Below are 21,120 nucleotides of genomic sequence, written 5' to 3'. Positions count from 1 at the left end.
TGGTGGCCTGGGTCGGAATCGAACCAACGACACGCGGATTTTCAATCCGCTGCTCTACCAACTGAGCTACCGGGCCAACGAAGAAGAGAAAGTATATCCACCCTTCGTTACTTGATCAAGTACTTTCACGAAATATTTTATACGGCACCTTCGGACGGCTTCTTGCCGAGCTCGACACCGAGCTGCTTGAGCTTGCGATACAGGTGCGTGCGCTCGAGGCCCGTCTTCTCCGCGACGCGCGTCATGCTGCCGTTTTCGCGCGCGAGGTGATATTCGAAGTACGCGCGCTCGAACGCATCGCGCGCTTCGCGCAACGGGATGTCGAACGGGATCGCGGCCGTCTGACCCGCGAGGCCGAGTGCCGAAGCCATGTCGTCGCCGAGCGTCGGCAGCGCAGCCGCGGACGCAACGGCCGCGGGCCCCGCCGCCTGCCCCGCACCGGCCTTCGCCGCCGCGTTCGCGGACACCGGCGCCGCACCGCGTGCGAGACCGTGCTCGACGGACTTCAGCAGCTTCTGCAGCGCGATGGGTTTCTCGAGGAAATCGAGCGCGCCGATCTTCGTCGCCTCGACGGCCGTATCGATCGTCGCGTGCCCGGACATCATGATCACGGGCATCGTCAGCAGCCCCTGCGCTGCCCACTCCTTGAGCAACGTCACGCCGTCGGTATCGGGCATCCAGATATCGAGCAGCACGAGATCGGGCGCCTGATTCAACCGGTATTCCCGCGCGGCCTGCGCGTTCTCCGCCGCCTCGACGACGTGTCCTTCATCGCTGAGGATCTCCGAGAGCAATTCCCGGATGCCCATTTCATCATCTACCACCAGGATGGTTGCCATTTACGCTGCCTTTGTCTGCTCACTTGCTTTTGTCTTGGCGGGGGCCGTCCCGTCCTGCACGCCCGATTCGGCGCCTGGCGCATCGCTCGCCATCTGCAGGAACAGGATCGACACCTGCGCACCCTCGACGGTCTCGCCGTGCATGCGATTGCGCAAATCGATCCGCGCACCGTGCTCATCAACGATCTTCTTGACCGTGGCCAACCCCAGACCCGTGCCCTTCGCCTTCGTCGTCACATAAGGCTCGAACGCGCGAGTCAGGATGCGCGCCGGAAAACCGGGCCCGTTGTCGGACACGGTAAGACGTACCGCGACGCGCGTTTTGCCCTCGGCGTCGGGATCGCCATATTCTACTGTCTTGGTTTCGATCAACACACGCGGATGCGCCGACTCCGCGACCGAATCCTGCGCATTCTGCAGCAGGTTGTGAATCACCTGGCGCAGTTGCGTCGCATCACCGCGTATCACCGGCAGCGACGGCGCGAGCTCGGCGACGATCGCGCTCTTGCCTTCGCCCACCCCGTACAGCCCGAGCACCTCGCTCGCCAGTTCGTTCAACTGCAGGTTCGAGAGCACCGCGGGCGGCGTGCGCGCGTACTCGCGGAAATCGTCGACCATTCGCTTCATCGCGGCGACCTGATTGACGATCATCGTCGCGCCGCGCTTGAGCACATCGGCATCGGGCGGGGCGAGCTTGTCGGACAGCTTCATCTGCAGCCGCTCCGCCGACAGCTGAATCGGCGTCAACGGATTCTTGATCTCGTGCGCGAGCCGGCGCGCGACCTCGCCCCACGCGACCGAACGCTGCGCGGAAATCACGTCGGAGATGTCGTCGAACACGACGACGTAACCGGACGTCTGCGGATCGTCGGCCTGCCCCTCGACCGTCGACACGAGGCGCGTGCCGCGCACGAGCAACGTCAGCGGATCGGCTTCGCCCGGCACCTCGATCGCGAACTGCTGCTGCCAGTGGCCGCGATCGCCGCTGCCGCCGTCGGACGCCGCCTCGCGATCGGCGAACGCCTTGCGCACCATCGCGCCGAACCCGGCGGCCACGCCGATCCGGTCGAGCGTCGTGCCGATCAGCGCGTTGAACGGCTGCCGGAAAATCCGCTCGGCGCCGCGATTGGCCGTCGTCAGCCGGAACTGCCGGTCGAGCACGAACACGCCGGCCGTCAGGTTCGCGAGGATGCTCTCGAGATACGTCTTCGAATGCTCGAGCGCGACGCGGTTTTTCTCGACCGCGAGCCGCGCCTCGGACAACTGACGCGTCATCGCATTGAACGACTGTGTGAGGAAGCCCAGCTCGTCGCGCGTCTTGATCTCGCGCTTCGGCGTGTAGTCGCCTTCGGTGACCTCCTTCGTGCCCTGCGCGAGCAGGAACAGCGGCCGCGCGAGCTGCTGGCCGAGCGCGAGCGCGAGCATCATCGCGATGAAGGTCGCGAGGAACAGCGCCAGCGTCAGCGTGCCGATGTACATCTTGCGCAGCCCCGTGCGGCCGAGCGACTTTTCCTGGTACTCGCGATACGCGCGCTGCACGGCGTCCGCGTTGTGGGCAAGCGTCGGCGGCACCGGCTGCGTGAGCTGCAGGAAGCGTTCCGCCGGCTGCAGCAACGACGTCGATGCATCGGGAATCGGCCGCACGACGCGCAACCGCAGCGCGCCCTTCGCGCCGTGCGCGCGCGGGTCGCCGTCGACTTCACCCTCGATCGCCGCGTACGCGCCGTGTTCGCGCGCCTGGTTCAGCATCAGCGGCGTCGGCAGGTCGTCCGGAATCAGTGCCGCGAAATTGCCCGACGCCTGCGCGACGATATGCAGGTCGGGGGCCGCACCCGAGCCGCCGCGGCTCGGCTCGACGATCGTCGCGTCCTGCACGCCGAACTGGTCGCGCAACCGCAGCAGCGTGAGCGTCGTGCCGTTGGTGTTCACATCGACGCTCGCGAGCTGGTCGGACATCAGCCGCGCCTTCGTCTGCAGATCGGACAGCGAAGCATCGAGCATCCCGCGGCCGAGGTTCAGGCCGGCCGTCAGCGCCGTCTCGACGTTCACGTCGAACCACGACTCGATACTGCGCGACACGAACTGGTACGACACGATGTAGATGATCCCGCCCGGCACCACGCCGACGAGCGCGAAGAACACCGCGAGCTTCGCGAGCAGCCGCGTGCCGAACTTGCCCTTCCTCAGGCGCACGACGATCATCCCGATCAGCCCGAGCACCACGAGCAGGAACACGAGCGCGACGACGATGTTCGTCGCGTACAGCCACGAGTAGTAGCGGTCGAAGAATTCGGTGTTCGCGCTCGCGGCCGCGAGCAGCACGAGCAGCAGCAGCGCGGTGAGCGCGACGGTCGAGACGATCACGCGAATGAGGAGGCTCTTCCCGCTGGCCGCGCGGCGCACTTTATTTAGCACGTTCGGTCACCGTGAAGTTGAAGCGCTTCCAGTCGGACCCGAGCGTCCAGTCGCGGTTGTTCACGGCATCGACCTGGAACGGCTTCGGCATCAGCGCCGTATCGAGCTGCATCCGCACCGATGCCGTGTAGGTTTCACCGGCGCGCACCTGGTTGCGGTCGATCACATGCCACGACGTGATGTGACGGACCACCGCGAGCGCATCCTTCAGCGACGGGAAACCGAGCTGCAGGCCGCCCGTCGACACGCGATATTCGCGCGTGAGCGGCTGGAACGACAGGCGGATCGTCTGCGTCACCGCCACCGGCTGCTCGTCGAACCAGTACCAGCGCGCACGGCTCAACTCGAAGTCGGTCGTGAAATAAAGCGGAATGCCCTTGTTGACGGCATCCTCGAGGTTCGGGTTCAGCTCGAAATCGAAGCGTGCGTCGAGCGCCCAGCCGCTTCCGTCGGACTGGAGCGACGCGCGCTGCACGGCGATCGACTCGGCATGCGCCGGCCGGACGACAGCCAGGCACAGCGTCAACGCGACCATCAGGACGGCCGCGAGCCGAAGTGGAAAAAGGTGTTTGATCGTCACCGTTTCTGAAACCGCGCGTAGAAAAATCCGTCGTGATCGGTGTTCTGGTCGAGTGCGCCGGCGGCCGCCCCTCCCTGCACTCCGCCCGGCAGCAGTTGGCCGGGGGCGTCCAATCGTACCGCATCTTCACAGGCCGCTTCAAACCAGCGGGCCTGCCATTCGCCTTCCTCGGGGAAGACCGAACAGGTCACGTAAAGCAGTTCGCCGCCCGCCTTCACGAGCGGCCACAACGCCGCCAGGATGCGGCGCTGTTCCGCGACGAGCGCCGGGATGTCGGCCTCGCGGCGCAGCCAGCGAATGTCGGGGTGCCGACGCACGATGCCGGACGCCGAGCACGGCACGTCGGCGAGGATGCGGTCGAACGGGCGCCCGTCGTACCAGGCGTCGGGGGCGCCCGCATCGCCGACACGCACGTCCGCTTCGAGCGACAGCCGCACGAGGTTCTCGCCGATCCGTGCCGCGCGCGCGGCATCGCTTTCCAGCGCGACGACTTCCGCATCGGCCAGCTCGAGAATGTGGCCGGTCTTGCCGCCGGGCGCCGCGCATGCGTCGAGCACGCGCATGCCGTCGCGCGCGCCGAGCCATTCGGCTGCGAGCTGCGCGCCGGCGTCCTGCACCGACACGACGCCATCGGCAAACCCCGGAATGCGATCGACCGGCAGCGCCGATGCGAGCCGCACCGCATGCCGGCCGATCGCGGTCGCCTCGATCCCGTTCTCGCGCAGCGTATCGAGATACGCGTCGACGCTCGCGCGGCGCGCGTTCACGCGCAGCGTCAGCGGCCCTTGCCGCTCGCCGGCCGCGAGGATCGACTGCCATGCGTCGGGCCACGCGCGCTTCACCGAGTCGACCCACCACGCGCGGTAGTTCCAGCGCGCGACGACATCGTCCTGCAGCGCCGCGACGAGCGCGTCGCGCTCGCGCAGGAAACGGCGCAGCACCGCGTTGACCATCCCCTTCGCGAACGCGCATTCGCGGCGGGCGCCGATCACGGTCACGGCCTGATCGACCACCGTGAACGCCGGATACGCGGCCTCGTCCGCCGGGTCGAGCAACAGCGCGAACGCACCGGCGAGCACCGCGTGCACGTAGGCGGGCGGCGCCTTGCTGATGAGCCGCCCGATCAGCCAGTCCGCACTGCCGAGGCGGCGCATCGTCCGATAAGCGACGTCCTGCGTCGCCCCGCGCGCGAGCGCCTGCGCACCGGACGGCATCTGCGCGAATACCGCCGACAACGCCGCCGGCAGCGCGGTGCCGCGCCGCACCGCATCGACCGCCTGCGCGGCCGCATCGAGCGCGAAGCCGAGCGAATCGGGCGCGAGATGCAGCGCGGACAGGCGCGCCGGGCGGCCGGAAGAAGACGGAGCGGTAGAACGGGTTCGTGTCATCGGAGCAAATTCGGCAAACAAACGCGGCCAGCGGGCACAGCAAGCCAATGCGGCAAACGGCGGGATCGCGGCGCCCGTGGGCCCTGCCATCCCAAACCGGGCATTGTAGCGTGCGATGCGGCAGGCCCTTTGGCCCCTTTACGGCACGCGCAAATGAAACACCCCGCAGCGCGGAGCGTGCGGGGTGGTGTGACGGCTCCCGCGCGGCAACTGCCGCACGGTGTGCCGTGGCTTAGTCGAAGCGGCCGGTACGCGCCATCTCCATCAGGCGCGCGATGCGCTCCTCGGTGGCCGGGTGCGTCGAGAACAGATTCTGCAGGCCGCCACCGTGCAGCGGGTTCATGATCATCATCTGCGCGGTGGCCGGATGCTGCTCGGCCGCCTGGAACGGGATGCCCGCCGCATAGCGATGGATCTTGTCGAGTGCGGTCGCGAGCGATTGCGGATCGCCGGAAATCTGCGCGCCGCCGCGGTCGGCCTCGAACTCGCGTGCCCGCGAAATCGCCATCTGGATCAACGCGCCTGCGATCGGTGCGAGCAGCGCGACCGCGATACCCGCGATCGGGTTGGCCGGCCGGCCATTCTCGTCGCGCCCGCCGAAGAACATCGCGAAGTTCGCGATGGCTGAAATCGCGCCCGCCATCGTCGCGGTGATCGTCGAGATCAGGATGTCGCGGTGCTTCACGTGCGCGAGCTCGTGCGCCATCACGCCGCGCATCTCGCGCTCCGACAGCACGCGCAGGATGCCCGTTGTCGCGGCGACTGCCGCGTGCTCGGGGTTGCGGCCCGTTGCGAACGCGTTCGGCGCGTCCTCGTTGATCAGGTAGACGCGCGGCATCGGCAGGTTCGCGCGCGTGGCCAGTTCGCGCACCATCCGGTAGAACTGCGGCGCCGTGTTCTCGTCGACTTCCTGCGCGTTGTACATGCGCAGCACCATCTTGTCCGAGAACCAGTAAGAGAAGAAATTCATGCCGAGCGCGAACAGCAGCGCGATCGTCATGCCCCGCGAGCCGCCGATCATCCCGCCGATCACGATGAACAGGGCCGTGATCGCGGCCATCAGCATCGCCGTTTTGACCCAATTGAACATACCCACTCCTTATCCGTCAGGGGACCCGCCGCGCATCAAAAGGGCGCGGCGGAAAATTGTAAGCGTTTTGTTAGATAAGGTCTTGCCGGAAAAATTCAATCTCACCGTTGCGATGTTGCAAGACGAAGACCGAGGCCGACGAAAGCGCTGCCGACCGTGCGGTCAAGCCACTTCTTGACGCCCGGCTTGCCGGAGAAGCGCGCCGTGACACTGCCCGCGACCCACGCGACGAGGCTGGTCCACACCGTGCTCATCACGACGAACACACCGCCGAGGGTCAGGAACGCCCATGCCTTGTGCGGGCTGTCGGCCGACACGAACTGCGGGAAGAACGATACGAAGAACAGCACGACCTTCGGGTTCAGCACGTTGGTCCAGAAGCCCTGCATGAACAGCTGGCGCAGCGGCTTCGCGGCTTGCGCGGCCGCCGTGCCCGACGGCTCGGCCGCCTGCTTCGCGATGATCATCCGCACGCCCAGGTAGATCAGGTAGGCGGCGCCGACCAGCTTGATCACCGTGAATGCGGCAGCCGACGCCGCGAGCAGCGCGGTCAGGCCGAATGCGCAGGCGAGCGCGTGAACGCAGCAGCCGGCCGAAATGCCCAGCGCCGACATCAGCCCCGCGCCGCGGCCCTGCGCGACGCTGCGGCCGACGATATAGGCCGTATCGGGGCCGGGCGTGACGTTCAGCAGGAAGACTGCCAGCACGAAGAAGCCGAAATGGGTGATGCCGAACATGAAAACCTCGAAACCGGGGAGCGCAGGGAAATTCTACGCGCGCCTGCCGCGCCGCGCGACTCGACCATCCGGCCGATTGCGCACGCCCGGCAGGCCGTGTCGAATGGCGGTCAGGCCGCGTCAGGCAACGTCGGTCAGCGCGAAACGCTGGCCCGCGGCGAGCGGCGAGCCGGCCAGGAATTCGCGCGCGGGCAGCCGCTTGCCGCCCGGCTTCTGCAACTGCGTGACGCGCAGCGCACCGCTGCCGCACGCGACGACCACGCCTTCCGGCGCGGCTTCGACGATCGTGCCGGGCGCCGCGTCGCCGCGCGCCGCCACCGGCTCGGCTGCCCACAGCTTGATCGCCGCGCCGTCGAGCGTCGCGACGCCGCCCGGGAACGGATCGAACGCCCGCACCTGGCGCGCAAGCACGTCGGCCGGCTTGCGCCAGTCGAGTGCCGCTTCGTGCTTGCCGATCTTTTCCGCATAGGTCACGCCGTCGGCCGGTTGCGGCGTCGCCGGCAGCACGCCGTCGCGCTCGAGCTTCACGAGCGCGTCGACGATCAGTCGCGCGCCTTCGGCGGCGAGCCGGTCGTGCAGCGTCGCGGTGGTCTCGTCGGGCGCGATCGCGATGCGCGCTTCCTCGATCATCGCGCCGGTGTCGAGGCCGATGTCCATCTGCATCAGCGTGACGCCCGTCTCGGCGTCGCCGGCCTCGATCGCACGGTGGATCGGCGCGGCGCCGCGCCAGCGCGGCAGCAGCGACGCGTGAATGTTGATGCAGCCGTTGCGCGGAATGTCGAGCACTTCCTGCGGCAGCAGCAGGCCGTATGCGGCAACCACCATCACGTCATGCGGCGTCGAGCGCAGCAGCTCGATCGCGTCGGCCGCCTCGGCCGGGTACTTGCCCGCCCGGCGCAGCGACGGCGGTTGCGCGACGGGCATCCCGTGCTCGACGGCGTAGCGCTTCACCGCGCTCGCCTGCAGTTTCATCCCGCGCCCGGCGGGGCGATCGGGCTGGGTGAGCACGAGCGGCACCGGAAAACCGGCCTCGTGGATCGCGGCGAGGGCAGCCGCGGCGAATTCCGGCGTGCCGGCAAAAACTACGCGCAACGTATGGGTCATGACAGCGTTCGGGGTCGGGCTGGGCGAACGCGCGTTACATCGCGCGTTCGAGTTTCTTCATCTTCGTCTTGATGCGCGTCTGCTTGAGCGGCGACAGGTATTCGACGAACACGCGGCCCATCAGGTGATCCATCTCGTGCTGGACGCACACGGCCAGCAGGCCCTCGCAATCGAGTTCGAAGGTCTCGCCCTGCTCGTTGAGCGCACGCACGCGCACATGATCGGGACGCTCGACTTCGTCGTAGATGCCGGGCACCGACAGGCAGCCCTCTTCATAGATCTGCTTTGCATCGCTCGACCACACGATCTCCGGGTTGATGAACGCGCGCAGCTCGTTCTTCTCCTCGGAGACGTCGATCACGATCACGCGCTCGTGCACGTCGACCTGCGTGGCGGCAAGGCCAATGCCCGGCGCCGCATACATGGTCTCGGCCATGTCGGCGACGAGCTTGCGGATCCGGTCGTCGACCTTGTCGACGGGCTTCGCGACCTTGTGCAGCCGCTTGTCGGGGTAATGAAGAATATTGAGTAAAGCCATGGCGTTCGGTATTCGGTGGAGCGGCGTGCCGCATCGGCCATCCGGCCGGCTGGCGCTGCCGCCGGGATGCAATGAAGATGAGGCGGACGCGCGGCGAATCAATGCCGCGGATCACGCCTCCTGCAATTGGCCGGGCGCCTGCGCGCGCGGCCCTGTCGAGTATTTCGGATGATGAAAATTTTATCATGGCGCCACGCGGTCCGCTGGCCGCCGCATTCGAGGGGCGCCTCATGTCGCCGCACGCGCTGACCACCTCCGCCGTGCGCGCATGGCTGCAGCTCGCGCATGCGCCCGGCCTCGCCCCCGCCGCACTGCAGGCACTGCTCGATGCGTTCGGCTCGCCGGACGCGCTGCTGCGTGCGCCCGATCACGCCATCACCGCCGTGACCAGCGCCGCCGCCGCCCTGGCCGTGCGCGCAAGCGAGCGCGGCGATCTCGACGCGCGCACCGACGCAGCGCTCGCGTGGCTCGACGCGCCAGGCAATGCGCTCGTCACGCTCAACGATCCGGCCTACCCGCCGCGGCTGCGCGACCTGCACGATCCGCCACTGCTGCTATATGTAAAGGGCCGGCTCGACCTGCTGCATGCGCGCAGTCTCGCCGTGGTCGGCAGTCGTCACGCCACGCCGCAGGGGCTCGCCGACGCAACGCACTTCGCACGCGAACTGTCCGACGCCGGGCTGCCGATCGTGTCGGGCCTCGCGCTCGGAATCGACGCCGCCGCACATCGTGGCGGGCTCGACGGCCGGTCGGGCACGGTCGCGGTGATCGCGACCGGCGCCGATCTCGTCTACCCGGCGCGGCACCGCGCACTCGCCCACGAGATCGCCGCGCACGGCGCGATCGTGTCGGAATGGCCGCTCGGCACGCCGGCCCGCGCCGCCCACTTCCCGCAGCGCAACCGGCTGATCGCCGCGCTCGCGGTCGGCGCGCTCGTCGTCGAGGCCGCGCCGCGCTCCGGCTCGCTGATCACCGCGCGGCTCGCGAACGAACTGGGGCGCGATGTGTTCGCGATGCCGGGCTCGATCCATGCGCCGCTCGCGCAGGGCTGCCACGCATTGATCCGCGACGGCGCGAAGCTCACGGCGGCGCCGCTCGATGTACTCGAGGAATACGGGCTGGGAGAATCGAAAGCCGGCACGGCGGGCGGTGCGGCGTGTTCCGGGCATCCGTGCAGGGGTACCGGCGACCTTCGCGAAACCGAAACCGCCACTCGGCGTGCCGCTGCCGGTGTGATCCAACATGGCGATGCCGTTCCGGCCACCGCGTCCGCCCGAGACGACGCACCGGCGCCGGCGCCACCGCTGCCCGCCACCCCCGCCGAGCAGGCCGTCCTTGCCGCATTGGGATACGGCCCCGTCACCTACGAATGGCTCGCCGAGCACAGCGGCCTGCCTGACGACGTGCTGCACCGCGCGCTGCTGGCGCTGGAACTGGTCGGCCGCGTCGCCAGCCTCCCCGGCGGACGCTTCGCGCGGCTTGACGCAGCGCGCACCCCGCCCGTGGACGGCGTGCTACATTCCCCCGCATAGGGGCGGCCAGGCCGCCGACGATACTCAAGGAAACCCATGCCCGCGCTGAATCTCGACACCGATGCGGATCGGATCGCCGAGCGCCTCGCCGATCCCGGCACGTTGCTCGTCGCCTGCCTGTGCGCCGAGTGGTGCGGCACGTGCCGCGACTACCGGACGGCCTTCGACCAGCTCGCCGACGCGCATCCGGACGCCTGCTTCGCCTGGATCGACATCGAAACGCATGCCGACCAGCTCGACGATCTCGACGTCGAGAACTTCCCGACCATCCTGATCGAAGATACCCACACCGCCCGCTTCTTCGGCACGGTGCTGCCGCATGCGGCGATCGTCGAGCGGATGCTGTCCGACCTGAGCGCAGTACCCGGTGCGCCGCACGCACCGAAATTGCGCAATATCCTGGCCGTCGAAGCCTGACTTCGCGAGGCGGCCCGGTGGTTTAGCGCACATTTGCGCGCCCCGCCGCGCCGGGCGCTTGCCGCCGCTGCGGCCCCCCTCTATGATGGGCCGCTTTTTGCACGCCGAGCCGCCATTGCTGCGGCGTGTGCTATAAAGCGGTCGTAAAAGGGACCCACAACCGGCGAACCCGGTCTACCAACACACACCTGTCATGTCCAAAGCACTGATCATTGCGGAAAAGCCTTCTGTCGCGAACGACATCGCACGCGCTTTGGGCGGCTTTACCAAGCATGACGAGTATTACGAAAGCGACGATTTCGTCCTTTCGTCCGCTGTCGGCCACCTGCTGGAAATCGCCGCCCCGGAAGAGTACGAGGTCAAGCGCGGGAAATGGAGCTTCGCGCATCTGCCCGTCATCCCCCCGCATTTCGACCTGAACCCGATCGCAAAAAGCGAGTCGCGCCTCAAGGTGCTCACCAAGCTGTTGAAGCGCAAGGACGTCGACCGCCTGATCAACGCATGTGACGCGGGGCGCGAGGGCGAGCTGATTTTCCGCCTGATCGCGCAGCACGCGAAGGCGAAACAGCCGGTCCAGCGCCTGTGGCTGCAGTCGATGACCCCGCAGGCGATCCGCGACGGCTTCGCGAACCTGCGCAGCGACGCGGACATGCTGCCGCTCGCCGACGCCGCACGCTGCCGCTCGGAAGCCGACTGGCTCGTCGGGATCAACGGCACCCGCGCGATGACCGCGTTCAACAGCAAGGGCGGCGGCTTCTTCCTGACGACAGTGGGCCGCGTTCAGACGCCAACGCTGTCGATCGTCGTCGAACGCGAAGAGAAAATCCGCCGCTTCGTCCCGCGCGACTACTGGGAAGTGAAGGCCGAATTCGCGTGCGCGGGCGGCTTCTACGAAGGCAAGTGGTACGACCCGAAATTCAAGCGCGACGAATTCGATCCGGAAAAGCGCGACTCCCGCCTGTGGAGCCTGCCGGCTGCCGAAACGATCGTCGCTGCGTGCCGCGACCAGGTCGGCACGGTCTCGGAGGAATCGAAGCCGTCGACGCAGCTCTCGCCGCTGCTGTTCGACCTGACGAGCCTGCAGCGTGAAGCGAACAGCCGCTTCGGCTTCTCCGCGAAGAACACGCTCGGCCTCGCGCAGGCGCTGTATGAAAAGCACAAGGTGCTGACCTACCCGCGTACCGACGCGCGCGCGCTGCCGGAAGACTACCTGTCGACGGTCCAGTCCACGCTCGAGATGCTCAAGGAGAGCAACAACTACCTGCCGCACGCGAAGCAGGTGCTCGACAAGGGCTGGGTGAAGCCGAACAAGCGGATCTTCGACAACTCGAAGATCAGCGACCACTTTGCAATCATCCCGACGCTGCAGGCGCCGAAGTCGCTGTCCGAGCCGGAGCAGAAGCTGTACGACATGGTCGTGAAGCGCTTCCTCGCCGTGTTCTTCCCGGCCGCCGAATTCCGCGTCACGACGCGGATCACCGAAGTCGCCGGCCATCACTTCAAGACCGAAGGCAAGGTGCTGGTCGAACCGGGCTGGCTGCAGGTGTACGGCCGCGACGCCGAAGGCGCGGATGCGAACCTCGTGCCGGTGCAGAAGGACGAGAAGGTGAAGACGGACGAAATCGCCGCCGTCGCGCTCGTCACGAAGCCGCCCGCACGCTACTCGGAAGCGACGCTGCTGTCCGCGATGGAAGGCGCGGGCAAGCTCGTCGAGGACGACGAACTGCGCGAGGCGATGGCCGCGAAGGGCCTCGGCACGCCGGCCACGCGCGCGGCGATCATCGAAGGCCTGCTCGGCGAGAAATACCTCGTGCGCGAAGGCCGCGAACTGATCCCGACCGCGAAGGCATTCCAGCTGATGACGCTGCTGCGCGGGCTCGGCGTGAAGGAACTCACCGCGCCCGAGCTCACCGGCGAATGGGAATACAAGCTGTCGCAGATGGAGCGCGGCAACCTCGGGCGCGAAGCGTTCATGCAGGAAATCGCCCGCATGACGCAGCAGATCGTGAAGCGCGCGAAGGAATACGATTCGGACACGATCCCCGGCGATTACGCGACGCTCGAGACGCCGTGCCCGAACTGCGGCGGCCAGGTGAAGGAAAACTACCGCCGCTTCGCGTGCACGAAGTGCGAGTTCTCGATCTCGAAGATCCCGGGCAGCCGGCAGTTCGAGATCGCGGAAGTCGAGGAGCTGCTGCGCGAGAAGACGATCGGCCCGCTGTCCGGCTTCCGCAGCAAGATGGGCCGCCCGTTCTCGGCGATCCTCAAGCTGTCCTTCGACGACGAGACGAAGAACTACAAGCTCGAGTTCGATTTCGGCCAGGACACCGGCGGCGAGGAAGGCGAAGCGCCCGACTTTTCCGCACAGGAGCCGGTCGGCGCGTGCCCGAAGTGCAAGGGCCGCGTGTTCGAGCACGGGATGAGCTACGTGTGCGAGCACTCGGTGGCCAACCCGAAGACCTGCGATTTCCGCTCGGGCAAGGTGATCCTGCAGCAGGAAATCACGCGTGAGCAGATGGGCAAGCTGCTGGCCGACGGCCGCACGGATCTGCTGCCGAACTTCAAGTCGTCGCGCACGGGCCGCAACTTCAAGGCCTTCCTCGTGAAGCAGCCGGACGGCAAGATCGGCTTCGAGTTCGAGAAGAAGGAGCCGAAGGCCGCTGCCGCGAAGAAGACGGCAAAATCGGCGACGAAGGATGCTGAAACCGTGACGGAAGGCGCCGAAGAGAAACCGGCACCGGCTCGCAAGACCGCCGCCCGCAAGACGACGGCGCGCAAGACGGGCTCGTGACGGCCTGACGGCCGGGGCTCCCCCGGCCAGGCACCCATAAAAAAACGCGGATCGATTGCTCGATCCGCGTTTTTCTTTGCGCCGGGGGCAACCGCCGCCCGGCCGTCGCGCCGTTACAGCGGCGACGGCGCCGCAACGCGCGTGCGCGGCGAACGCGGCAGGCGCGGCGATAGGTTCGGGTCGGCCGCTTCCGGCTGCTCGGCACGTGTCTCGACACCGATCGGCGCGAGCGCCGAACTCTGCGCGGCCCACTGCTCGCCCATCGTCGCGTCGGTCGAGTGGCTGAAATGCTCGACGAGGTGGTCGATGAACGTGCGCACCTTCGCGGGCAGATGGCGCCGGCTCGGGTAAGCGATGTTGATCTCGACCTGCGGCAGCCGGAAATCCGGCAGCAGCCGCACGAGCGCGCCGCGCGCGATATCGCCGCCGATCAGGTAGCTCGGCAGAATCGCGACCCCCATCCCGAGCAGCGCGAACTGGCGCAGCATCGCGGTGTTGTTCGCGACGATCACATTGGTCGGGCGCACGCGCACTTCGCCGTCCGGCCCCGTGAACACACGCTCGTCACCCCAGTATTCGGTCGGCAGGCTCAGGCTCGGGTGCTCGGCGAGATGCTCCGGATGGGTCGGCACGCCGTGCTTCTCCAGGTAGCTCGGCGTCGCGCACACGGTCATGCAGCCGGTGGTCAGGCGCCGCGTGACGATGCTCGCGCTGCGCATCTGGCGCGTGACGACGATGCCGACATCGAAGCCTTCCTCGACGAGATCGACCTGCCGGTCGACCAGCGTGAGATCCGGCACCACTTTCGGGAAATTCTCCGTGTACGACTGCAACACGGGCGCGAGGTTGTGCAGGCCGAACACGACCGGCGCAACGATGCGCAACGTTCCGACCGGCTCGTGATTGCGCGCAACGACCATCTGCTCGACGTCCTCGAGCTCATCGAGGATCTGGCGAGCACGCTCCAGATAGACCTGGCCCGACTCCGTCAGGGAAAGGCTGCGCGTGGTGCGGTTCAGCAAACGCGTGCCGAGCCGGCCTTCCAGATCGGCGACGTGACGCGTCGCGACCGCGTTGGAGATATCCATTGCACTCGCGGCCCGCGCAAAACTGCCGAGATCTGCAACCTTGACGAACACGCGCATCGACTGCAAATGATCCATAAACGACTCCTGCCGCTGTTACAACTTCAAAAAGATGAAGCAAATGCGTAATTCTCCTACGACAGCGGAAATGATGCAGAGTTGCTCAACAAGGCCCCGGTTGACGATAAAAATAGTCAAAAATCCTCGCCCTCTGCGGATAGTTGATCCAATTATTCTGATTGAAGCAACAATTGGGTGAACCTCGTCGAGTATGTGGCCGAATCAGGAAGGACGTATTTGATGCGACACAACAGCGCACCCTTCCACCCGTCGCGCAAGCGGCGCCGGGTCAGGCCGCCGCCAATTGCGGCGGAGCGTAACAACCTGTTAAAAAGACACCATGAAGGCGGCCGACGTAGCATCATGTCGGCCCCGGCCGGGCGGGACGGGTGCGCGACGTGCGCCGCCGCCACCGCCGCTTTCAACGCGCGACACCCGCTCACCATGAAAATTGCCATCCTCGACGACTACCAGGACGCCGTCCGCAAGCTGAACTGCTTCGAGATGCTTGCCGACCACGACGTGAAGGTCTTCAACAATACGGTGCGCGGATTGGGACAACTCGCCAGCCGTCTGGCGGAAGTCGAGGCGCTCGTGCTGATTCGCGAACGGACCCCAATTTCGTCGCAACTGCTCGCCAAGCTGCCGAACCTGCGCATGATCAGCCAGACCGGCCGCATTTCGAGCCACATCGATCTCGACGCGTGTACCGACCGCGGCATCGCCGTGCTCGAAGGCACGGGCTCGCCGATTGCCCCCGCCGAACTGACCTGGGCGCTCGTGATGGCCGCCCAGCGCCGCATTCCGCAATACGTCGCGAACCTGAAGCAAGGCGCGTGGCAACAGTCGGGCCTGAAGACGTCGGCAATGCCGCCGAACTTCGGCCTCGGCCAGGTGCTGCGCGGCCAGACGCTCGGCATCTGGGGCTACGGCAAGATCGGCCGGCTCGTCGCCGGCTACGGCAAGGCGTTCGGGATGAACGTGCTGATCTGGGGCCGCGAGCATTCGCTCGAGGCCGCACGCGCCGACGGCTATACGGCCGCCGAAAGCCGCGAAGCGCTGTTCGAGCAGAGCGACGTGCTGTCGCTGCACCTGCGCATGCATGACGACACGCGCGGGATCGTGAAGCAGGAAGACCTGATGCGGATGAAGCCGACGTCGCTGCTCGTCAACACGAGCCGCGCCGAACTGCTCGAGGAAAATGCATTGGTCAACGCGCTGTCGCACAACCGTCCGGGAATGGTCGCGATCGACGTGTTCGAGAGCGAGCCGATCCTGCAGGGCTACAGCCTGCTGCGGATGGAAAACGTGATCTGCACGCCGCACATCGGCTACGTCGAGCGCGAAAGCTACGAGCTCTACTTCAGCGCGGCATTCCGGAACATCCTGGCGTTCGACCAGGGCGACATGTCGAGCGTCGTCAACCCGGAAGCCCTGACGCCGCGCCGCGTGCGCTGAGCGCTGCGGGCCGCGCCTGCCGCGCGGCTCCGCTTCCTGCTTCCCGTCTTCAGGCGGCCACGCGGCCGCCCGTCATCGCGCCGACGCGCGTGAGGAAATGCTCGCCGTCGCGCCGCCCGAGATCGTACGCATGCCGCATCTGCGACGGGCTCGTGTAATCCCAACTCGAAATCGGTACCTTGCTCGACGGCTGCACGTACAGCCGCCGCTGCTCGCCGTGCGCGACCGTGAACATCTGCGGGCGCGGGTACAGCCGCGTGACGAGCACCAGCACGTCGCCGGGCGTCGGGTCGAGCGCGTCGACCGGCACGTTGTCGACCATCCCGCCGTCGAGCACGGGCCGGCCGCCGCGGCGCAGCACCGGCGTGAACGGTGGCGTGCAGGACGACTGCAGGATCAGGTCGGCGAGATCGTCGACGCGCGTGCAGGCCTGCGCGCGCACGAATTCCGGCCGAAAGCCGAGCGAGCGCCCGAGCGTCGGATGCAGCGTCTTGCGCACGTACTTCTCGATGTTGTACGCGACGAGGCCGGCGGCCACCGCGCTGCGCGCGCCGAGCCAGCGCGGCACGTGCGACACGCCGATGCGGATCTCCGGCGCCGCGGCCAGCTTCGCGAACGGCTCGCCGTAGATGTCGAGCAGCGCCTGACGGTAAATCCGGTAATGCGGAAACACGGGCTCGCGCCCGAACAGGTTGCCCCAGTACGCGTTCTTCCGGTTGTGGCGCAGCGCCTCTTCGTAATAGCGCATCACCCAGGCGGCGTCGCGCGTATACAGCATGCACGCGGTCGCCGCGCCGGCCGAGATGCCGGTGATCACGCGCGGGCGCAGGCCGAGGGCCGGCTGGGCGACGTCCCAGAAGCCAGCCTGCCACCAGCAGCGATTGCCGCCGCCCGCAAAGACGATCTGGTCGAACATCGCGCCGCTCAGCTGACGAGCGCGTAGGTCGACGTCGCGTGAACGGCCATCTTGCCGTCCTCGTCGAACAGCTCGACTTCGCCGAATACGAGATTGCGGCCCATCCGCAGCACGCGCGCGGTGACGAGCACGTCGCCCTTGCGCACGGGCCGCATGAAGTTCGTGTTCAGCGATACGGTGGTCATCGGCCGGAACTCGCCGAGCGCGACCGAGATCGCGACCACCATCGCGGTGTCGGCGGCCGCCGTGAACACCTGGCCGCAGATGATGCCGCCCGAATGGCGGAATTCGCCGGAAAACGGCAGGCGCAGCGTAACGCTGTCGTCGCCGATCGACACGGGGACCAGACCGAGCGAGCGGACCCAGGGGGCCAGCAGGCGATCCAGCAATTCGCGGACTGCGTTTTCGTCCATCTTCGAAAGCCCAGAAAGCGTTGCGCGACCGCCGCGCAACACGTGTGGCGTCATCATACCGGGAGCGCGGAAACTGCGATCGCTCGTGCTCGGGCCGGCACCTGCCGTAGCGGTGACGAAATATTTTCAGGAAATTTGCAGAAAGGGCTTGCAAGACCTCAAATACCCATGCATAATCTTTCTTCTGTTGGGGGCGTTAGCTCAGTTGGTAGAGCAGCGGACTCTTAATCCGTAGGTCGAGTGTTCGAGTCACTCACGCCCCACCAAGCATTTGAAGCCCGGTTAGCGAAAGCTGACCGGGCTTTTTGCTTTCTGCCGCCACCTTGCGGAGCATTTCCGGTCGATTGTCTCCGCGCAGTGTCAGTACACACTCGACGGCCTCCGCACCACCCCGCCACGCTCGATATTTCCACCCGCCCGCCCAGCCCGCCCCACTTCGCCGCCGAACATCGATGTAGGTCGGTGTAGGCGCTCGCGCGGCGCGAATTTTCGCCCTCCCCTCCCTCCACTGCGCACGATTCGGTCGCCGCATTCGCACACATCGAGTGCATAAAATTGGACTAGACCAAGCAGACATCATCAGACCGACTGACTCAGTTCGGCCAGAAGCAGATGGTCCCAATTACATCATCCGAGTTGCCTTTGGCAGCAGCTTCATGTCACCACCCGTTACCTTCCGTGACCATTGATCAGAGTTCGCTATAGTTCATATGTTGCGGTTTGAGTTGCCCACCCTCGTCCATGGCTTGCCTCAGCATTGCTGAGCGCCGTGATTTAGAAATAATTTCAGCCACGACCACGGCATTTGCAGATTTACCAAAAATCCACAAATAACGAAGTGAAATTATGCACATTAACCAACCCCTTCAAAACGCAGATCTGAAAAAATCACTATCAAACAAGTTAAATGGTGCGCTAAGAAATTGTGCAAAGGAAAGCAACCGTTTGAACCTGTGGTCGAGTCATCTGGATCAATTTTACAAAAATGCATCGAAAGCGCTAAGTGAGTGGATCAGCGAAGATGATCTAAGGGAAATTATATATATTCAAACCGTAAAATACTTTGGCTCTGATAATTTATTTAACAATTCCAACGAAACCCTGGACGCAATACTTAACGAAGAGGTTGTTCGAGAGATTACGGCTCGCATTATTGAAAAGCTTGAGAGTCTACCGCGGTCCTATTCATTTGAATTTCCAGCGCCAAGCCTTGAAGGACTTTCTGGCATTGTAGAGATGGGGGATTCAGTCCGACTGATACCAGGAAAAGAATTGAATCTCGAAAATTTGAACTTAAAAGACAGAGCGCCAAAGATCAGTGTTGACGCACGCGGCTATGCGCAGGGTTCGCAACATAACTCTGCCGCCAGGAATGCCTTGGCAAGACTCAAAGTGGCTTGCAAAATAGGACAACTCTTCGGCCTATTCATGAGTAGACCTGGACGCACTCCGATGACTTTCAATCTCTTTGGAACGCAAACAAAGTCGATTTTTTTGGCAAATATTAAAGAATCGAAAACAAATTCAACGAATATTGGCGTGTTTGAGCTTGGCCTTGGAATTTCAAATTATTTAAATAACCTTTTCATGTGCTTTTTGGTTGATCTGCCAGAATACTCAGAAAAAATCCAGCAAATCAAGCTTGCCATTGAAGTATTGAATAATCCGGAGGCCGAGGAAAATGTAAGATCAATTCGGCGAGCGTTAGAGTGGTCTTTTGACGCAGCAATAGACGAAGATGTGACCACGAGCTTCGTAAAAACCTGCATCGGCTTAGAAGCCGTTTTGGCAGAGCAAAGTCAAAATTTAGGAATTACAGAGCAGCTGGCCGACAGGTGCGCATTCATACTAAACAAAACAACAGAAGATAGAAGAAAGACGCGCGAGGAAATGAGGGGAATATACCAGCTACGCTCAAAGATAGTACACGGCGTTTCGTCAGGCTTGACACATAAGGAAGCGAAAATCGTAACGCTAGCACAGGGCTATTTGAATCGAGTTTTGCGTACCGAAATAAGCTCAGTGGTTGACTGGTGGAAGGTTAAACAACAGCGAGAAAGGCGAGCTTCTTAAATCTGATTTCAGAATTATTTAACGGCCCGCTTCGGGTCGATCACGGCCCTTGACGGGGTGACGTTCATGCAACTCAGACCTGATCTGACGCTGACTGACATCCCCTCCACGCGCTTCGGTCACCGCACTCGCAGGCATTAGGTTTCCGTCAGCCCTTACGCGGACGCGCCTTCTCCGGCCGTCTCGCCCGAAGCATATCGGCGAACTGCTGCACAAAATTCACCACCAGCACCCGCTCGTCCTCCCGTAGCTCTGCCAGTGACGCCGCTACGACCGACAACTGGTCATCCGCTCGCCGCGATCCACGCTGAAGCAATTGATCCACCGAGCAGTCCAGCACATCACTCAACTGCTGGAGCCGGTACAGAGTCGGCGCTCTTGTCCCGCGCTCCCATCGGCTTATCGCTTCTTGCTCCAGGCCGATCATTTCAGCCAGCTTGGCCTGCGTCAGTCCACGCGCACGCCTGCGCTCTGCAATCGCACTACCAACGCGGACAGCCAGCATCGCGTCATCATGCTCGTCGGGGGAAGGGTTCGGGCGGGTTGTCATAGCGCTGTAATGGTCGCCTTCATTCCAATTTTGATGAATGTCAAATTTGGAATTCAATATTCCAATTGGGTTGTGTCGACCTGAGCTTTGTCGTATCTTTTCAGAGACTCCACGGCGGGGCGGGGACTGAAGCTCCGTCGGGCGGTCGATCGCAGACCGAGATGCGGTCTTGCCTCTTCCAGAAAAGCAATGAACCACGGCCATGAACGACTCCCTCACTAAATTCCACGCCTTCATTACCGTCTATGAAGGATGCCGCGCCTCAGCACTCAGCAACGCTTTGCAAATGACACCAATCGCAGCTCGCGCGCTTACGTTGATATGTGCATTTCCCGGCATGACCCTGCACGAACTGAGCTGCACTTTGGGCGGGAGTCACGGACAGGTGATTGGTGCTGTATTCGACCTCCAGCAATTCGGATACATCGAAATCCGCGAAGAACTCAACGACGATCGGCGACGCATACTCACCCCCCTCAGAAACCGGATGTTCGGTTTCGACGGGTATCAGCACCTTGTGAACAACCTTGCAGCGGATGCCGGAATCGCCGAACCGCTCGCCACACTACTACCCTTGTATCAGGACGTTTTGACGACGGCTCTAGAAGAACTACAGGGTGACTCGCACAGCGTCCAGTATCAGGCCCAGCGGCGAATTCTGGCGCGCGTCGCATAACGCTCAACCCGGCCCGGAAGCACGTTAATGGGCATCCCTGCACAATTAGGACGCTGTCGCTACCTCGTCGTAGGCGAAACAATTCCCATCATCGAGGGGTGCCGATGGTGTACAACAAATTGGCATTAGCAAGGCGAGTGAGTTAGGCCATGACCCGATACGTGATTTTCGATGGCGATCATACGACGGTGGCAGGCTTGGTACAGGCCAAGGCAACGTCATTCCCGCTCGGTGGTCGACAGATCGCACATGAGGACGACATTGTGTTCTGTCCAATGTGCAGAACGATCGGCAGAATACAGTGCGATGGCCTCCGACTTCCAGTGACGGGGCCGGACGGTCGCCGCGTGGCACTGAGCGATGATTTGTGCATTTGTAAATGCTCGACCCCACCTAGGCTCGTCGCATCACAGAAAGTGACGAGTGTTATCGCTTAGCGCCTCGAAACTCAGGTCAAT

Annotated in this window: 19 protein-coding genes and 2 tRNA genes; 8 read left to right on the top strand and 13 right to left on the bottom strand. The window is 64.4% G+C overall.

Annotation, left to right across the window (positions count from 1 at the left end; all coding sequences use genetic code 11):
- The 9 genes from LGM56_RS34255 to def all read right to left on the bottom strand — a co-directional run bounded on the left by LGM56_RS34255 (position 1) and on the right by def (position 8,691).
- Positions 1-76: transfer RNA gene (locus LGM56_RS34255), tRNA-Phe, on the bottom strand.
- Positions 77-137: 61 nt separating this feature from the next.
- Positions 138-839 carry a response regulator transcription factor EsaR gene (gene esaR / locus LGM56_RS34250; RefSeq protein WP_021163978.1) on the bottom strand — a complete coding sequence of 234 codons (702 nt, stop codon included), beginning with the start codon at positions 837-839 and terminating at the stop codon, positions 138-140.
- Positions 840-3,254 carry a sensor histidine kinase EsaS gene (gene esaS, locus LGM56_RS34245; protein WP_089495849.1) on the bottom strand — a complete coding sequence of 805 codons (2,415 nt, stop codon included), beginning with the start codon at positions 3,252-3,254 and terminating at the stop codon, positions 840-842.
- Positions 3,244-3,834 carry a DUF4390 domain-containing protein gene (locus tag LGM56_RS34240; protein WP_039353770.1) on the bottom strand — a complete coding sequence of 197 codons (591 nt, stop codon included), beginning with the start codon at positions 3,832-3,834 and terminating at the stop codon, positions 3,244-3,246. The genes esaS and LGM56_RS34240 overlap by 11 nt, the downstream gene beginning before the upstream one ends.
- Positions 3,831-5,222, bottom strand: a complete 1,392-nt coding sequence (gene rsmB / locus LGM56_RS34235) for a 16S rRNA (cytosine(967)-C(5))-methyltransferase RsmB (protein WP_226207992.1) — start codon at positions 5,220-5,222, stop codon at positions 3,831-3,833. The genes LGM56_RS34240 and rsmB overlap by 4 nt, the downstream gene beginning before the upstream one ends.
- A gap of 232 nt (positions 5,223-5,454) precedes the next feature.
- Positions 5,455-6,312 carry a zinc metalloprotease HtpX gene (htpX, locus tag LGM56_RS34230; protein WP_011353570.1) on the bottom strand — a complete coding sequence of 286 codons (858 nt, stop codon included), beginning with the start codon at positions 6,310-6,312 and terminating at the stop codon, positions 5,455-5,457.
- Positions 6,313-6,413: 101 nt separating this feature from the next.
- Positions 6,414-7,049, bottom strand: a complete 636-nt coding sequence (locus LGM56_RS34225; RefSeq protein WP_226207991.1) for a LysE family translocator — start codon at positions 7,047-7,049, stop codon at positions 6,414-6,416.
- Between the two features lie 120 nt (positions 7,050-7,169).
- The gene (fmt, locus tag LGM56_RS34220) at positions 7,170-8,153 is read right to left on the bottom strand and encodes a methionyl-tRNA formyltransferase (protein WP_089441279.1); all 984 of its coding nucleotides are present in this window, start codon (positions 8,151-8,153) and stop codon (positions 7,170-7,172) included.
- 34 nt (positions 8,154-8,187) lie between these two features.
- A complete protein-coding gene (gene def, locus LGM56_RS34215) occupies positions 8,188-8,691 on the bottom strand; it encodes a peptide deformylase (RefSeq protein ID WP_006477461.1) in 504 nt (167 codons plus the stop codon).
- 185 nt (positions 8,692-8,876) lie between these two features.
- Here def and dprA point away from each other — a divergent pair, with 185 nt between their 5' ends.
- The 3 genes from dprA to LGM56_RS34200 all read left to right on the top strand — a co-directional run bounded on the left by dprA (position 8,877) and on the right by LGM56_RS34200 (position 13,431).
- Entirely contained in the window at positions 8,877-10,223 is a 1,347-nt protein-coding gene (gene dprA, locus LGM56_RS34210; RefSeq protein ID WP_226207990.1) for a DNA-processing protein DprA, read from the top strand.
- A gap of 36 nt (positions 10,224-10,259) precedes the next feature.
- Positions 10,260-10,640 carry a thioredoxin family protein gene (locus tag LGM56_RS34205; RefSeq protein WP_039353754.1) on the top strand — a complete coding sequence of 127 codons (381 nt, stop codon included), beginning with the start codon at positions 10,260-10,262 and terminating at the stop codon, positions 10,638-10,640.
- A 193-nt stretch (positions 10,641-10,833) separates the two neighbouring features.
- A complete protein-coding gene (locus LGM56_RS34200; protein WP_039353751.1) occupies positions 10,834-13,431 on the top strand; it encodes a DNA topoisomerase III in 2,598 nt (865 codons plus the stop codon).
- 113 nt (positions 13,432-13,544) lie between these two features.
- Here LGM56_RS34200 and LGM56_RS34195 read toward each other — a convergent pair whose 3' ends face one another.
- A complete protein-coding gene (locus tag LGM56_RS34195; RefSeq protein WP_089426598.1) occupies positions 13,545-14,594 on the bottom strand; it encodes a LysR family transcriptional regulator in 1,050 nt (349 codons plus the stop codon).
- Positions 14,595-15,020: 426 nt separating this feature from the next.
- Here LGM56_RS34195 and LGM56_RS34190 point away from each other — a divergent pair, with 426 nt between their 5' ends.
- Complete coding sequence (locus LGM56_RS34190) at positions 15,021-16,034, top strand: D-2-hydroxyacid dehydrogenase family protein (RefSeq protein ID WP_089495855.1); 1,014 nt, start codon at positions 15,021-15,023, stop codon at positions 16,032-16,034.
- Positions 16,035-16,083: 49 nt separating this feature from the next.
- Here the strand turns inward: LGM56_RS34190 and LGM56_RS34185 are convergent, their stop codons facing one another.
- Together LGM56_RS34185 and LGM56_RS34180 are read right to left on the bottom strand one after the other, a co-directional pair.
- Entirely contained in the window at positions 16,084-16,950 is an 867-nt protein-coding gene (locus tag LGM56_RS34185) for a patatin-like phospholipase family protein (RefSeq protein ID WP_089441282.1), read from the bottom strand.
- Between the two features lie 8 nt (positions 16,951-16,958).
- Positions 16,959-17,363, bottom strand: a complete 405-nt coding sequence (locus LGM56_RS34180) for a PaaI family thioesterase (protein ID WP_059232891.1) — start codon at positions 17,361-17,363, stop codon at positions 16,959-16,961.
- A 190-nt stretch (positions 17,364-17,553) separates the two neighbouring features.
- On the opposite strand from LGM56_RS34180, the gene LGM56_RS34175 reads away from it, so the two are divergent.
- A tRNA-Lys gene (locus tag LGM56_RS34175) sits at positions 17,554-17,629 on the top strand.
- A gap of 679 nt (positions 17,630-18,308) precedes the next feature.
- Complete coding sequence (locus LGM56_RS34170) at positions 18,309-19,436, top strand: HEPN domain-containing protein (RefSeq protein ID WP_226207989.1); 1,128 nt, start codon at positions 18,309-18,311, stop codon at positions 19,434-19,436.
- Positions 19,437-19,584: 148 nt separating this feature from the next.
- On the opposite strand, the gene LGM56_RS34165 is transcribed toward LGM56_RS34170, so the two are convergent.
- On the bottom strand, positions 19,585-20,043 hold the full coding sequence (locus LGM56_RS34165) for a helix-turn-helix domain-containing protein (protein WP_226207988.1): 459 nt from the start codon (positions 20,041-20,043) through the stop codon (positions 19,585-19,587).
- A gap of 145 nt (positions 20,044-20,188) precedes the next feature.
- Between LGM56_RS34165 and LGM56_RS34160 the strand changes: the two genes are divergently transcribed.
- Complete coding sequence (locus LGM56_RS34160) at positions 20,189-20,662, top strand: MarR family transcriptional regulator (protein WP_226207987.1); 474 nt, start codon at positions 20,189-20,191, stop codon at positions 20,660-20,662.
- A 149-nt stretch (positions 20,663-20,811) separates the two neighbouring features.
- Complete coding sequence (locus tag LGM56_RS34155) at positions 20,812-21,099, top strand: PAAR domain-containing protein (RefSeq protein ID WP_226207986.1); 288 nt, start codon at positions 20,812-20,814, stop codon at positions 21,097-21,099.
- Positions 21,100-21,120 lie beyond the last annotated feature (21 nt).

Source organism: Burkholderia sp. AU38729 (assembly GCF_020419725.1).
Classification (GTDB): Bacteria; Pseudomonadota; Gammaproteobacteria; order Burkholderiales; family Burkholderiaceae; genus Burkholderia.
Note: the sequence above shows the minus strand (reverse complement) of the source record. Positions and strands in the feature narration are given on the sequence as shown.

Coding starts and splice junctions, on each gene's coding strand:
- esaR (WP_021163978.1), bottom strand. CDS start 839: ATGGCAACCATCCTGGTGGTAGATGATGAAATGGGCATCCGGGAATTG.
- rsmB (WP_226207992.1), bottom strand. CDS start 5,222: ATGACACGAACCCGTTCTACCGCTCCGTCTTCTTCCGGCCGCCCGGCG.
- htpX (WP_011353570.1), bottom strand. CDS start 6,312: ATGTTCAATTGGGTCAAAACGGCGATGCTGATGGCCGCGATCACGGCC.
- LGM56_RS34225 (WP_226207991.1), bottom strand. CDS start 7,049: ATGTTCGGCATCACCCATTTCGGCTTCTTCGTGCTGGCAGTCTTCCTG.
- fmt (WP_089441279.1), bottom strand. CDS start 8,153: ATGACCCATACGTTGCGCGTAGTTTTTGCCGGCACGCCGGAATTCGCC.
- def (WP_006477461.1), bottom strand. CDS start 8,691: ATGGCTTTACTCAATATTCTTCATTACCCCGACAAGCGGCTGCACAAG.
- dprA (WP_226207990.1), top strand. CDS start 8,877: ATGGCGCCACGCGGTCCGCTGGCCGCCGCATTCGAGGGGCGCCTCATG.
- LGM56_RS34205 (WP_039353754.1), top strand. CDS start 10,260: ATGCCCGCGCTGAATCTCGACACCGATGCGGATCGGATCGCCGAGCGC.
- LGM56_RS34200 (WP_039353751.1), top strand. CDS start 10,834: ATGTCCAAAGCACTGATCATTGCGGAAAAGCCTTCTGTCGCGAACGAC.
- LGM56_RS34195 (WP_089426598.1), bottom strand. CDS start 14,594: ATGGATCATTTGCAGTCGATGCGCGTGTTCGTCAAGGTTGCAGATCTC.
- LGM56_RS34190 (WP_089495855.1), top strand. CDS start 15,021: ATGAAAATTGCCATCCTCGACGACTACCAGGACGCCGTCCGCAAGCTG.
- LGM56_RS34185 (WP_089441282.1), bottom strand. CDS start 16,950: ATGTTCGACCAGATCGTCTTTGCGGGCGGCGGCAATCGCTGCTGGTGG.
- LGM56_RS34180 (WP_059232891.1), bottom strand. CDS start 17,363: ATGGACGAAAACGCAGTCCGCGAATTGCTGGATCGCCTGCTGGCCCCC.
- LGM56_RS34160 (WP_226207987.1), top strand. CDS start 20,189: ATGAACGACTCCCTCACTAAATTCCACGCCTTCATTACCGTCTATGAA.
- LGM56_RS34155 (WP_226207986.1), top strand. CDS start 20,812: ATGACCCGATACGTGATTTTCGATGGCGATCATACGACGGTGGCAGGC.